This window comes from Rhizobacter sp. P5_C2 (assembly GCF_054049715.1).
Genome location: NZ_JBFULV010000017.1, coordinates 1 through 12,398, shown reverse-complemented (window position 1 = coordinate 12,398; position 12,398 = coordinate 1). Strand labels below are relative to the sequence as shown.

14 protein-coding genes are annotated in these 12,398 nt (G+C 67.7%); 3 read left to right on the top strand and 11 right to left on the bottom strand.

Going from position 1 to position 12,398, the window contains the following annotated elements; genetic code table 11:
* Positions 1–3 precede the first annotated feature (3 nt).
* The 11 genes from ACXJLU_RS08400 to ACXJLU_RS08350 form a co-directional block, all read right to left on the bottom strand.
* Positions 4–372, bottom strand: coding sequence for an integration host factor subunit alpha (locus ACXJLU_RS08400; protein WP_047511799.1), 369 nt, complete (start codon positions 370–372; stop codon positions 4–6).
* Positions 373–384: 12 nt separating this feature from the next.
* Positions 385–2,799, bottom strand: a complete 2,415-nt coding sequence (gene pheT / locus ACXJLU_RS08395) for a phenylalanine--tRNA ligase subunit beta (protein ID WP_457329978.1) — start codon at positions 2,797–2,799, stop codon at positions 385–387.
* An 18-nt stretch (positions 2,800–2,817) separates the two neighbouring features.
* Complete coding sequence (gene pheS, locus ACXJLU_RS08390) at positions 2,818–3,861, bottom strand: phenylalanine--tRNA ligase subunit alpha (protein WP_457329977.1); 1,044 nt, start codon at positions 3,859–3,861, stop codon at positions 2,818–2,820.
* A 150-nt stretch (positions 3,862–4,011) separates the two neighbouring features.
* Entirely contained in the window at positions 4,012–4,368 is a 357-nt protein-coding gene (rplT, locus tag ACXJLU_RS08385) for a 50S ribosomal protein L20 (RefSeq protein ID WP_047511792.1), read from the bottom strand.
* Positions 4,369–4,420: 52 nt separating this feature from the next.
* Positions 4,421–4,624, bottom strand: a complete 204-nt coding sequence (gene rpmI / locus ACXJLU_RS08380; protein WP_056808404.1) for a 50S ribosomal protein L35 — start codon at positions 4,622–4,624, stop codon at positions 4,421–4,423.
* Positions 4,625–4,742: 118 nt separating this feature from the next.
* Complete coding sequence (gene infC / locus ACXJLU_RS08375; protein ID WP_255358641.1) at positions 4,743–5,258, bottom strand: translation initiation factor IF-3; 516 nt, start codon at positions 5,256–5,258, stop codon at positions 4,743–4,745.
* Between the two features lie 118 nt (positions 5,259–5,376).
* On the bottom strand, positions 5,377–7,296 hold the full coding sequence (gene thrS / locus ACXJLU_RS08370) for a threonine--tRNA ligase (protein ID WP_457329976.1): 1,920 nt from the start codon (positions 7,294–7,296) through the stop codon (positions 5,377–5,379).
* 195 nt (positions 7,297–7,491) lie between these two features.
* Positions 7,492–8,004 (bottom strand): glycine zipper 2TM domain-containing protein, encoded by a 513-nt coding sequence (locus ACXJLU_RS08365; RefSeq protein WP_457329975.1) that lies wholly within the window; start codon positions 8,002–8,004, stop codon positions 7,492–7,494.
* 88 nt (positions 8,005–8,092) lie between these two features.
* Positions 8,093–8,797, bottom strand: a complete 705-nt coding sequence (aqpZ, locus tag ACXJLU_RS08360; RefSeq protein WP_457329974.1) for an aquaporin Z — start codon at positions 8,795–8,797, stop codon at positions 8,093–8,095.
* Positions 8,798–8,851: 54 nt separating this feature from the next.
* Positions 8,852–9,328 carry an acyl-CoA thioesterase gene (locus ACXJLU_RS08355; RefSeq protein ID WP_073463899.1) on the bottom strand — a complete coding sequence of 159 codons (477 nt, stop codon included), beginning with the start codon at positions 9,326–9,328 and terminating at the stop codon, positions 8,852–8,854.
* Positions 9,328–10,125, bottom strand: a complete 798-nt coding sequence (locus ACXJLU_RS08350; RefSeq protein ID WP_457329973.1) for a class I SAM-dependent methyltransferase — start codon at positions 10,123–10,125, stop codon at positions 9,328–9,330. The genes ACXJLU_RS08355 and ACXJLU_RS08350 overlap by 1 nt, the downstream gene beginning before the upstream one ends.
* A 145-nt stretch (positions 10,126–10,270) precedes the next feature.
* On the opposite strand from ACXJLU_RS08350, the gene ACXJLU_RS08345 reads away from it, so the two are divergent.
* The 3 genes from ACXJLU_RS08345 to ACXJLU_RS08335 form a co-directional block, all read left to right on the top strand.
* Positions 10,271–10,540, top strand: coding sequence for a phosphopantetheine-binding protein (locus ACXJLU_RS08345; RefSeq protein WP_457329972.1), 270 nt, complete (start codon positions 10,271–10,273; stop codon positions 10,538–10,540).
* A 4-nt stretch (positions 10,541–10,544) separates the two neighbouring features.
* Entirely contained in the window at positions 10,545–11,180 is a 636-nt protein-coding gene (locus tag ACXJLU_RS08340; protein ID WP_457329971.1) for a COG4648 family protein, read from the top strand.
* Positions 11,177–12,398 (top strand): AMP-binding protein (locus ACXJLU_RS08335; RefSeq protein ID WP_457329970.1); only part of this gene is annotated, 1,222 nt, incomplete at its 3' end. The genes ACXJLU_RS08340 and ACXJLU_RS08335, both read left to right, overlap by 4 nt.

Genomic DNA, 12,398 nt, shown 5'->3' with positions numbered 1-12,398 from the left:
ACTTTACTCGAAGTCGTCTCCCGCAGGTATGTCGCCCTGCACAACTCCTTTCAGTTTGTGACTTGCGTGAAAAGTTACAACGTTCCGGGCCTTGATCGGTATCGATTCCCCGGTTCGGGGGTTGCGCCCCGGTCGCGGCGCCTTGCGCCGGATGTTGAAATTACCGAATCCCGACAGCTTCACGTCCTCGCCCTTCACGAGCGTGCCGTGGATGATGTCGAAAAAAGCCTCGACCATGTCCTTGGATTCGCGCTTGTTCAGGCCCAGCCGCTCGAACAGCAGCTCGGCCAGTTCGGCCTTGGTCAGCGTCGGCGTCTCGAGCGTCGGCAGCAGCACGCGGGCGGGGGATTTGTCGTCGTTGTGGTCGTCCATCGCGGCCTCCGCTCAGCCGCGAAGGCGCACGCCGAGGCGGGCCTTCAGGCTGTCCAGCACCCGGTGCACGCCGGCTTCGATGCGCTCGTCGGTGAGCGTCGCGGTGTCGTCCAGCAGCTCGAGCCGGATCGCCAGGCTGCGCTCGCCGGCGGCCATGTCGGCCGACGGCGTCGCCGGCTTGTAGATGTCGAACAGCCGCGCCGAGCGGATCAGCCCCGGGTCGACACCGGCGATCGTGCTCATCAGCGCCTCATGCGTGACCTGCTCGCCGGCGATGACGGCGATGTCGCGCCAGGCCGACTGCTGTTTCGGGATCGGCTGGAACTGCGGCAGCAGGCGCTGCAGCAAGGCCGACGCGTCGAGTTCGAACACCACCGGCGCCTGCGGCAACTCGTACGACTGGCGCCACTTCGGGTGCAGCTCGCCGACGAAGCCGATGGCCTGGCCGTCGACCTCGATGCGCGCCGAGCGCCCGGGGTGCAGCGCCGGATGCTCGCTGGCGGTGAAGCTGACGGCCAGCGGCGCGAGCAGCGATTCGATGTCGCCCTTCACGTCGAAGAAGTCGACCTGGCGCTCCTTCGCTGCCCACTGCAGCGCATCGACGCCACCGTAGGCCAGCCCCGCGACCCGCAGCGGCTGCGCGACGCCGGCCACGCTGACGGCGCCGTTGGCGACCGTCGCATCGCGGCGGAACACGCGGCCGAATTCGAACACCCGCACGCGCGAGGTCTTGCGCGCCAGGTTGAAACGCAGCACGTTGACCAGCCCGCCGATCAGGCTGGAGCGCATCACCGACAGCGGGCTCGCGATCGGGTTCAGCACGCGGATCGGGTCGGCATTGCCGGCCAGCTCATGCTCCCAGCGTTCTTCGACGAAGCTGAAGTTGATGGTCTCCTGGTAGTCCAGGCCGGCCAGCAGGTGGCGCACGGCATGCGGTCCGCGCTTCGATTCGCTGCGCACGCTGGCCGCGATCGCTGCCAGCGGCGGCGTCGACGGCAGCGTCGTGTAGCCGAGCACGCGGATCACTTCCTCGATCAGGTCTTCCTCGATCAGCAGGTCGAAGCGCCAGCTCGGCGGCGTCACGGTGATCGTGCCCTCGGCCTGCGTGAACGGCAGGCCGAGCCTCTCCATCACGCCGACGCATTGCGCTTGCGTCAGCGGCATGCCGATCACCTTCGCGGCACGCGCGACGCGTAGCGTGACCGGCTTGCGCGCCGGCAGCGCGAGGGCCTGGTCGTCCATCGGGCCGGCCTCGCCGCCGCAGATCTCGAGGATCAGCTGCGTGATGCGCTCGATGTGCTCGACCGTCTGCGCCGGGTCGACGCCGCGCTCGAAGCGGTGCCCGGCATCGGTCGTGAAATTGAAGCGGCGCGAACGGCCTGACACCGCCTCGGGCCACCAGAACGCCGCCTCGACATACACGTTGCGCGTGGCATCGGACACCGAGGTCGCATCGCCGCCCATGATGCCGGCCAGCGACTCGACCGCCTCGGCATCGGCGATCACGCCGACGGCGGCGTCGACCTCGATCGTGTTGCCGTTCAGCAGCTTCAGTTGTTCGCCCGGCTTGCCCCAGCGCACGGTCAGGCCGTGGTGGATCTTGTCGAGGTCGAAGATGTGCGACGGCCGGCCCAGCTCGAACATCACGTAGTTCGAGATATCGACCAGCGCGGTCACCGAACGCTGGCCGCAGCGCGCCAGGCGGTCGACCATCCAGGCCGGCGTCTTCGCGGTGGTGTCGACCTTGCGCACGATGCGGCCGGAGAAGCGGCCGCACAGGTCCGGCGCCTCGATCTTGACCGGCAGCGTGTCGCGGTGCTTCACCGGCACCGGCGTGATGGTCGGCGCCTTCAGCGGCGCGCCGGTCAGCGCGGAGACCTCGCGCGCGACGCCGAACACGCTCAGGCAGTGCCCGAGGTTCGGCGTCAGCTTCAGCGTGAACAAGGTGTCGTCGAGCGACAGGTGCTTGCGGATGTCTTCGCCGATCGGCGCGTCTTCGGCCAGGATCAGCAGCCCGCCGTGGTCCTCGGACAGCTTCAGCTCGCGGGCCGAGCACAGCATGCCCTGGCTCTCGACGCCGCGCAGCTGGCCGAGCTTGATCTCGAAGGGTTTTCCATCCTCGCCGGGAGGCAGCACTGCGCCGACCAGCGCGCACGGCACCTTCAGGCCGGCCGCCACGTTCGGCGCACCGCAGACGATGCTCAGCAGCGTGCCGCTGCCGACGTCGACTTGGCAGACGTTCAGGCGATCGGCATTCGGATGGCGCTCCAGCGACACCACCCGCCCGACGACCACGCGGCTGAAGGGGGGAGCCACCGGGCGCAGCTCTTCGACCTCCATGCCGGACATCGTCAGCAGCTCGGCCAGGGCCGCCGTCTCAAGGGGCGGATTGCAGAACTCACGCAACCACGACTCGGGGAATTGCATTGATGGGTCTTCCGCTGGTTACTTGAACTGGCTGAGGAAACGCAGGTCGCCGTCGAAGAACAGGCGCAGGTCGCTGACGCCGTAGCGCAGCATCGCCAGGCGGTCGATGCCCGAACCGAAGGCGAAGCCGACGTAGCGCTCCGGGTCGAGCCCCATGTTGCGCACCACCTGCGGGTGCACCTGGCCGGAGCCGGAGACCTCGAGCCAGCGGCCCTTCAGCGGCCCGCGCTCGAACATGATGTCGATCTCGGCGCTCGGCTCGGTGAACGGGAAATAGCTCGGGCGAAAGCGCAGCGCGAGCTCGCTGGTCTCGAAGAAGGCCTGGATGAAATCCAGGTACATCGCCTTCAGGTCCTTGAAGCTGACGTTCTCGCCGATCCACAGGCCTTCGACCTGGTGGAACATCGGCGAGTGGGTGGCATCGCTGTCGACGCGGAAGGTGCGGCCCGGCGCGATCACGCGGATGTCGGGCATGTGCGGCTGGCCGGCGTACTTCGCGGCATGCGCGCGGGCATGGCGCACCTGCATCGGCGAGGTGTGCGGGCGCAGGTTCAGCCAGCGGCCTTCGTCGTCCTTCATGTCGACGTAGAAGGTGTCCTGCATCGAACGCGCCGGATGGTTCTCGGGGTTGTTCAGCGCGGTGAAGCTGTACCAGTCGGTCTCGATCTCGGGGCCGTCGGCCACGTCGAAACCCATCGAACCGAAGATCGCCTCGATGCGCTCCATCGTGCGCGTGATCGGGTGCACGCTGCCGACACCGCGCTTGCGCCCGGGCAGCGTCACGTCGAGTGACTCGGCCTTCAGCTGCGCCTGCAGTTCGGCATCGGCCAGCGCCTGGCGGCGGGCGTTCAGCGCGGCCTCGATGCCCTGCTTTGCGGCGTTGATCTCGGCACCGCGCGACTTCTTCTCGTCGCCCGCGAGACCGGCCAGCGACTTCAGCAGCTCGGTCACGCGGCCGGCCTTGCCGAGGTAGCGGGCCTTCGCGTTCTCCAGATCGGCAGGTGCAGTCGCCTGCGCGAAATCGGCGTGCGCCGCCTGCACCAGTTGATCGAGGTCGTTCATCGGTAGAGGGAGGATGGTCGGTTCAAGAAACAAAAAAGGCCGCACACGAGGTCGGCCTTGGAGAGCTTGCCCCGACGGCTGCGAGCAGCCTGCGGGGACTTGCGTGGCACCGGCAGCACAGCGGGTGTGCGAACCGGCACGATCACGACATCAAGCGAGCTGGGCCTTCACCTTCTCCACGATGCTGCCGAAAGCGGCAGGATCGTTGACTGCCATGTCGGCAAGAACCTTGCGGTCGATCTCGATCGACGCCTTCTTCATGCCGTTCATGAACTTGCTGTAGGTGATGCCCAGGCCACGGGCCGCGGCATTGATACGCGCGATCCAGAGCTGGCGGAACACACGCTTCTTGGTGCGGCGATCGCGATAGGCATATTGCCCAGCGCGCATGACCGCTTCCTTGGCGATGCGGAATACATTCTTGCGACGGCCGCGGTAACCCTTGGCGAGTGCGAGAATTTTCTTGTGACGAGCGCGGGCTGTTACACCACGTTTGACGCGAGGCATGGATTTCTCCTTCTAGAAGTGTTTCTGAAACCGTGAGATCAGCAGTGGCAGATCACAGCCCGGCAAAGGGCAGCATCTGAGCCATGTGACCCATGTTGGTTTCGTGCACGCCGACAGAGCCACGCAGGTGGCGCTTGTTCTTCGTGGACTTCTTCGTGAGGATGTGGCGCTTGAACGCCTGGCCCCGCTTGACGGTGCCACCCGGACGAACGCGGAAACGCTTCGCAGCGCTCTTCTTGGTCTTCATTTTGGGCATGACTGCTCCTTTTTAGTTGCTCCACCAGGCGCCCGCAAAGAGCTTGCGGTCTTGTTGGCCTGGAGGGGCTTCTTGCAACGCGCCGGTGACCAGACCGGCGCGCTGAACTCTCAAAACTTCAACGCTTCTTCGGACCCAGCACCATGATCATCTGGCGCCCTTCGAGCTTCGGCATGTTCTCGACGACGGCCACATCGGCCAGTTCGTCGCGAATGCGCTCCAGCAGGCGCATGCCGATGTCCTGGTGGGTGATCTCGCGGCCGCGGTAGCGCAGCGTGACCTTGCCCTTGTCGCCGTCTTCCTCGATGAAGCGGCGCAGGTTGCGCATCTTGATCTGGTAGTCGCCCTCGTCCGTGCCCGGACGGAACTTGACTTCCTTGATCTCGATGACCTTCTGTTTGGACTTCGCTTCCGCTGCCCGTTTCTGCTCTTGGTATTTGAACTTGCCGTAGTCCATCAGCCGGCAGACCGGCGGATCGGCCTGAGCAGCGATTTCGACCAGATCGACGTCCAGTTCGCCCGCCATGCGCAGGGCCTCCTGGATGTTGACGATCCCGAGCGGTTCGTTCTCCACACCGTTGAGCCGCACCTCTGGCGCCATGATTTCACGATTGAGGCGGTGCTTGCGCTCCACATTGGGAGTGCGACGGTCAGCAAAAGTAGCGATGGTTCTTACCTTTCACCGGACCCCGAGGCAGCGGAGCCCAAACTTTGGATGTCGATGAACGCCAGCGGACAGGAGTTGCCTTACTTCAGGCCCGGTTGGCGATGTCGCTGGCGAGCTTCTTTGCGAAGTCGTCCAAGGGCATCACGCCGAGATCCTGGTTGCCGCGGGCACGCACCGCAACGGCCCCGATTGCCTTCTCCTTCTCGCCAACGACAAGGATGAACGGGACCTTTTGCAAGGAATGCTCGCGGATTTTATACGTGATCTTCTCGTTGCGCAAATCACTCTCTGCCCTAACTCCTTGTTTTTGAAGTGTTTTCGCGACTTCCCGGGCGTAGTCGGCGTGCGCCTCGGTGATGCTGGCCACCACGACCTGCACCGGCGCGAGCCAGACCGGCAGCGCGCCGGCATGGTGTTCGATCAACATGCCGATGAAACGCTCGAAGCTGCCGATGATGGCGCGGTGCAGCATCACCGGGTGCGCGCGGCCGCTGGTGTCGGTCACGTACTCGCCGCCCAGGCGCTCGGCGGTGTTGTAGTCGACCTGCATCGTGCCGCACTGCCACTGCCGGCCCAGCGCGTCTTTCAGCGTGTACTCGATCTTCGGGCCGTAGAAGGCGCCGTCGCCCGGGGAGATGATGAACTCGCAGCCGGAGCGGCGCAGGCTCTCCATCACCGCGTACTCGGCCTTGTCCCAGAAGGCATCGGAGCCGACGCGGTGTTCCGGCCGGGTCGCGACCTTGTAGATGATCTCGGTGAAGCCGAAGTCCTGGTAGACCTTCTGCAGCAGCGCTGTGTAGGCGACGCACTCCTCGAGGATCTGGTCTTCGGTGCAGAAGATGTGGCCGTCGTCCTGCGTGAAGCCGCGCACCCGCATGATGCCGTGCAGCGCGCCCGACGGTTCATTGCGGTGGCACTGGCCGAACTCGCCGTAGCGGATCGGCAGGTCCTTGTAGCTGCGCATCTGCGAGTTGAAGATCAGCACATGGCCGGGGCAGTTCATCGGCTTCAGCGCGTAGTCGCGCTTTTCCGATTCGGTCACGAACATGTTGTCGCGGTAGTTGCCCCAGTGGCCGGTCTTCTCCCACAGCCCCTTGTCGAGGATCTGCGGCCCCTTCACTTCCTGGTAGCCGTTGTCGCGGTAGACGGCGCGCATGTACTGCTCCACCTGCTGCCACACCGACCAGCCCTTGGCATGCCAGAACACCAGGCCGGGGGCATGTTCATCGAGGTGGAACAGGTCGAGTTCGCGGCCGATCTTGCGGTGGTCGCGCTTCTCGGCCTCTTCGAGCATGTGCAGGTACTGCTGCAGCTCGTCCTTGGTGGCCCAGGCCGTGCCGTAGATGCGCTGCAGCATCTCGTTGCGGTGGTCGCCGCGCCAGTAGGCGCCGGCCACCTTCATCAGCTTGAAGTGCTTCAGCCGGCCGGTGCTCGGCACGTGCGGCCCGCGGCACAGGTCCTCGAACTTGCCTTCGCGGTACAGCGAGACGTCTTCATCCGACGGGATGCTGGCGATGATCTCGGCCTTGTAGTGCTCGCCCAGGCTCTTGAAGTACGCCACCGCCTCGTCGCGCGGCAGCACGCGGCGCTCGACGCGCTCGTCCTTCTTCGCGAGTTCGGTCATCTTGGCCTCGATCGCCGCCAGGTCGTCCGGCGTGAACGGGCGCTTGTACGAGAAGTCGTAGAAGAAGCCGTTCTCGATCACCGGGCCGATCGTGACCTGGGCCTCGGGGAACAACTCCTTGACCGCGTAAGCCAGCAGGTGGGCGGTGGAGTGGCGGATGACGTCCAGCCCGGCGGGGTCCTTGTCGGTGACGATCGCGAGCGCCGTGTCGGCCTCGATGCGGTAGCTGGTGTCGACCACGCGTGCAGCATCGCCCTGCCCGACGCGCCCGGCGAGCGCGGCCTTCGCCAGGCCGGTGCCGATCGACGCCGCCACTTCGGCCACCGTGACCGGGCCGGGGAACTCGCGTCGGGAACCGTCGGGCAACTGGACTGAAATCATGAAAGGAGCTCCTGAAAACAAAAAAGCGCGGGGGTGAGCCGCGCTTCGAGAAAGATGACGAGTAAAGACGTGACGAGCCGCGGCCGACTAAACCTTTGTGGAAACCGGCGTAGTTCGCGGTGTCCGCGGTGGTGTCATGACCATGGTGCCTTCCTCGGTCCTTGCTGCTCTGCTCGTGGGAGCCGGGATTGTAGATCAGCCGGGGAAGATCCGGGGGCCTTCGACGCGCACCGCGTCGCCCACGCGCAGGCCGTTCGGCTGCGTGACGACGAACTGCCGCCACACGCCGCTGTCCAGCCGCACCGTGATGCGGAACGTGTCGTAGGCCGGCGTCTGGTTGCGCTCGATCTCGTTGCCGACGATCGCTCCGCCCACCGCGCCGGCGACGACGCCCGCGCCGCGTCCGCCCATCACCGCGCCGATCACCGCGGCACCGACGATGCCGCCCAGCACTGCCCCGCCGCCGGTCGGCCGGTCGTACTGCCGCAGCACCTCGATGTTGGTGACCTGGCCGCGGCCGTTGTCGTTGTACGAATAGCGCGGCGCCGGTGGCGCCTGTGGCACGACGACGACTGCGCCGGGTGGCGGCCCGGGCGGCGGGCCGTAAGACCGGTCGTAGTACGGCCGTGGGTAGACGATGCAGCCGGACAAGGTGCTGCCCACCAGGGCCAGCAACGCGAGCCGCGTCAGCGCAAGCTTCGGGTTCATCGACATCTCCGGGCGCCGGACGCGGCGCCACCCCGGAGCAACGCCGCGGCCGGGCCGCGGGTTGGCCGCCCGCGTGTAAAGAACGATGTCAGCCCTTGTCGTCGGACCCGCCCAGCCAGCGGTACAGCACGCCGCCGATCACCGCGCCGCCGATCGGGGCGACCCAGAACAGCCACAGCTGCGCCAGCGCCCAGTCGCCGACGAGCAACGCCGGCCCGGTGCTGCGTGCCGGGTTCACCGAGGTGTTGGTCACCGGGATGCTGATCAGGTGGATCAGCGTCAGCGCCAGCCCGATCGCGATCGGCGCGAAGCCGGCCGGCGCGCGCTTGTCGGTCGCCCCCATGATGATCACGAGGAACATGCCGGTCATCACGACCTCGCAGACGAAGGCCGCCATCACCGAATAGCCGCCCGGCGAGTGCTCGCCGAAGCCGTTCGACGCCAACCCGCCGGCCAGGCTGAAGCCGGCCTTGCCGCTCGCGATCAGGTACAGCACCGCGGCACCCAGCACGCCGCCGATCACCTGCGCCGCGATGTAGGCCGGCAGCTCCGACGCCTTGAAGCGGCCGCCGGCCACCAGGCCGATCGACACCGCCGGGTTCAGGTGGCAGCCGGAGATGTGGCCGATCGTGAAGGCCATCGTCAGCACCGTCAGCCCGAACGCGAGCGACACCCCCAGCAGGCCGATCCCGACGTTCGGGAAGGCGGCGGCCAGCACCGCGCTCCCGCACCCGCCCAGCACCAGCCAGAACGTTCCAATCAATTCGGCCGCAGCCCGTTTCGTCAGGTTCATCGCTCTCCTCCGTCGTTGATGAGGAGCGCATTTGTGCACTCCGCATCCGACACGTCAAGGCTTCATCGACGTGGCGCGCTGCTCGAACTCCTGGCGCAGCTGGCGCCGCACCTGGGCCGCCTTGCTGCGGCGGATCTCGTCGGGCGTCACCGGCACCAGCGGCGGCACCGTGGCCGGCCGGCGCTCATCGTCCATCGCGACCATCGTGAAGAAGCAGCTGTTGGCATGCCGCACCGTCTGCGTGCGGATGTTCTCGGTGATGACCTTGATGCCGATCTCCATCGAGGTGTTGCCGGTGTGGTTGACCGACGCGAGGAAGGTCACCAGCTCGCCGACGTGGATCGGCTGCCTGAACGTGACCTGGTCGACCGACAGCGTCACCACGTAGCGTCCCGCATAGCGGCTCGCGCAGGCGTAGGCCACCTGGTCGAGCAGCTTCAGGACGCTGCCCCCGTGCACGTTGCCGGTGAAGTTCGCCATGTCGGGCGTCATCAGCACCGTCATGGTCAATTGATGCGAAGGCAGGTTCATCAGCCGCGGGCTCCGTATTCCGAGAAGATGCCGAGTTCCACATAGCGGCCCGCATCGTGCAGGCCGGCCGCGCGCAGTGTCGCCAGCACCTCGGCCGGTGCCACGCAGGCGGCGATCGTGTCCCAGTAGTAGCGCCACAGCCGGGGCGTGCCCTCGGCCTTCGAGACGAAGCGCGCCAGCAGCGGCAGCGCGCCGCGCATGTAGAGCTTGAGCAGCGCAGTGGCGATGCGCCCGGCCGGCTTGGTGATCTCGAGGATCAGCAGCCGCCCGCCCGGCTTCAGCACGCGGCGGAATTCGGCGCAGGCGACCGAGAAATCCTCGATGTGGCGCAGCGCATAGCCCATCACCAGGAAATCGACGCTCGCATCCGGCACGGGGAGCGCCTCGGCCCGGCCCACCAGGCAGCGCACCTGCGGCGGCAGGTGGGCCTGCGCCATCATCCCCGGGCTCGGGTCGACGCCGATCAGCCGCTGCGGCTCGTTCGTCACGTGAAGAATCTCGTGCGACACCAGCCCGGTGCCCATGCCGAGGTCGAGCACCTGCATGCCGGGCGCGAGGCCGGCGCGCAGCAGCGCCTGGCGGCGGTACCACGAGCCGGTGCCCAGGCCGAGGATGCGCTCGAGGCGGTTGTAGTCGCCCGCGGTGTCGTCGAAGGCCGTGCGGATGAAGCGCTCGCGGGCCTGGGCGTCGCCGTCGGGGTAGTAGTCGGTCAGCGCACTGTGCGGCAGGTGCACCATGCCGTCGACCGACTCAGGCGAAGAGCGTGCGGGCGGAACGCGATCGACGCGGTCGGGCATGGGCTGCAGACGGTGGCCAGGGTCGGGCGATGGTACGGCCTGTGACGGATGCCGCAACCCGGGCTCCGCTAAAATCGCGCACTTTGATTGTGCGGACCCCACTGCACAGGATCCTCCGCACGAGTAGCAAGTAGCCCGAGACTGCATGAGTTCAGCTGACACCCCCCTGTTGCCGGAAGTCGGCACGCTCCTGGTCGAATCCCTCAACCTGGAGATCGCCCCCGGCGCCATCGACCCCGATGCACCGCTGTATGGCGAAGGCCTCGGGCTCGATTCGATCGACATCCTCGAACTGGCGCTCGTCGTGTCCAAGCGCTACGGCTTCCAGCTGCGCTCGGGCGACGAGGACAACCTGCGCATCTTCTCGTCGCTGCGCAGCCTGGCCGGCCACATCGCAGCACATCGCACGCAGTGACGTCATGAATGCGCATGCCCGCTGGGGTCTGGCCGCCGTCGGCCTCGGGGCGTATGCGCTGCTCGCGCACCACCTCGTCAGCCGCGACGCCGGCTCGGTGCTGGCGCTGCTCACCTTGCTCGGCCCGATGGTCGGCGCCGCGCTGTGGGGCCTGTGGCAGGCGGGCAACCGGCTGGTCGCGCTGGTGCTGGCGGCGCTCGCCGTCGCGGTGCTGCTGAACGGCTCGCGGCTGCCGGTCTCGTGGCTGTACCTGGCCCAGCATGCCGGCATCCACCTGGGCCTCGCCTGGTGGTTCGGCCGCACGCTGCGCGGCGGGCGCGAACCCTTCATCACGCAACTGGCGCGCCGCCTGCACGATCCGATGCAGCCGACGATGGTGGTCTACACCCGCCACGTCACGCTGGCCTGGACCCTCTACTTCGTCGCGATCGCCGGCAGCTCCTTCCTGCTGTTCGGCTTCGCGCCGCTCGCCGCCTGGTCGCTGTTCGCCAACGTGCTGACGCCGGTCTCGCTGGTCGCGATGTTCGCCATCGAGTACCTGCTGCGCTACCGGCTGCACCCCGAGTTCGAACGCGTCGCCTTCCTCGATGCGGTGCGCGCCTACCGCGCGAGCGCAGCCGCTTCCGACACGCCGCGATGAGCGCCGGCCCGTCGTTGCCGCAGACACTGCCGCTGCTCGCCGGCGCGCCGCTCGACGCGCCGCTCGCCTGGCGCGCCGGCCTGCCGATCAGCCGCCGCCAGTACCTCGCCGATGTCGCCGCGCTGGCCCGCGCACTGCCCGAGGGCGACGCGGTGCTCGCCGTCTGCAACGACCGCTACCGCTTCGCGTTGTCGCTCGGCGCGGCGATGCAGCGCGGCCAGTTCAACCTGATGCCGCCGAACCACACGCCGGACATGGTGGAGCGCCTGCTCGGGCTGTTCCCGCGCACGCACGGCCTGCTCGAAGCCGGCGCCGGGCCGCACGCGCTGCCTTCGCTGCGTTTCGACGACATCGCGCCGGGCCGCGCCGACACCATCACCGACACGCCCTGCTTCGCGCCCGACACCGTGGTGGCGCAGGTGCTGACCTCCGGCTCCACCGGCCAGCCGACGCGCCATGCCAAGCGCTGGGACCTGCTGGTCGAGAACATCCGCGCCGAGGCCGCGCGCATCGCCCACCACCTCGGCCGCGACAGCCTCGCCGGCGTCAGCCTGCTGGGCACCGTGCCGCCGCACCACATGTACGGCTTCGAGTCGACCGTGCTGCTCGCGATGCTGGGCGGCGCGTCGTTCGCCGCCGAGAAGCCGCTGCTGCCGGCCGACATCGCCGCGGTGCTGGCGCAGCTGCCGCGGCCGCGCGTGCTGGTGACCACGCCGTTCCACCTGAAGACGCTGCTCGATGCCGGCGTCGCGCTGCCGCCGCTCGACCTGGTGCTGTCGGCCACCGCGCCGCTGTCGCCGCAGATGGCGGCGCGCGCCGAGGCTGCGTGGCAGGCGCCGCTGGTCGAGATCTACGGCTGCACCGAGGCCGGCCAGGTCGCGACGCGCCGCACCACCGACGGCGCCGAATGGCTCACCTACGACGGCGTGCGCCTGCGCGGCGATGGCGGCGAGAGCATCGTCAGCGGCGGCCACGTGCCCGAGCCGGTGCTGCTCGCCGACGTGCTGGAGGTGCTGTCGCCGACACGCTTCCGGCTGCTCGGCCGCAGCAACGACCTGATCAACGTCGCAGGCAAGCGCAGCTCGCTGTCGCACCTGAACTTCCAGCTCAACAGCATCGACGGCGTGCGCGACGGCGCGTTCTGGCTGCCGCCGGCCGACAGCGTCGAGGGCATCGCGCGCCCGGTGGCCTTCGTCGTCGCCGACACCCTGACCCGCG